At 67.7% G+C, this 687-nt stretch carries 1 pseudogene; it reads left to right on the top strand.

Going from position 1 to position 687, the window contains the following annotated elements:
* Positions 1–687 (top strand): annotated as a pseudogene (locus FLX08_RS40045) (DNA-directed RNA polymerase subunit beta); the annotation flags it as partial.

Genomic DNA, 687 nt, shown 5'->3' with positions numbered 1-687 from the left:
CGTGGCGTCGATCAAGGAGTTCTTCGGCACCTCGCAGTTGTCGCAGTTCATGGACCACATCAACCCGCTCGCCGCCCTGACCCAGAAGCGGCGCCTGAACGCGCTGGGCCCGGGTGGTCTGTCGCGTGAGCGCGCGGGCTTCGAGGTCCGTGACGTGCACCCCTCGCACTACGGCCGCATGTGCCCGATCGAGTCGCCCGAGGGCCCGAACATCGGCCTGATCGGCTCGCTGGCCTCCTTCGGGCGGGTCAACGCCTTTGGCTTCGTCGAGACGCCCTATCGGAGGGTCGTCGACGGCAAGGTGACCGACGAGATCGACTACCTGACGGCGGACGAGGAGGACAAGTACGTCAAGGCGCAGGCCAACACCGCGCTCAATCCCGACGGATCGTTCGCCGAGCCGCGCGTCCTGGTGCGTACGAAGGGGGGTGAGACCGAGCTCGCGCGCGCCGAGGAGGTCGACTACGTAGACGTCTCGCCGCGTCAGATGGTGTCGGTGGCGACCGCCATGATCCCGTTCCTCGAGCACGACGACGCCAACCGGGCGCTGATGGGTTCGAACATGCAGCGTCAGTCGGTGCCGCTGCTCAAGAGCGAGGCGCCGCTGGTCGGCACGGGCATGGAGTATCGCGCGGCGACCGATGCCGGTGACGTCATCACGGCCGAGAAGGCCGGTGTGGTGGAGAG

Source organism: Microbispora hainanensis (assembly GCF_006874475.1).
Lineage (GTDB): Bacteria > Actinomycetota > Actinomycetes > Streptosporangiales > Streptosporangiaceae > Microbispora > Microbispora hainanensis.
This window is presented reverse-complemented; position numbering and strand designations above follow the sequence as displayed.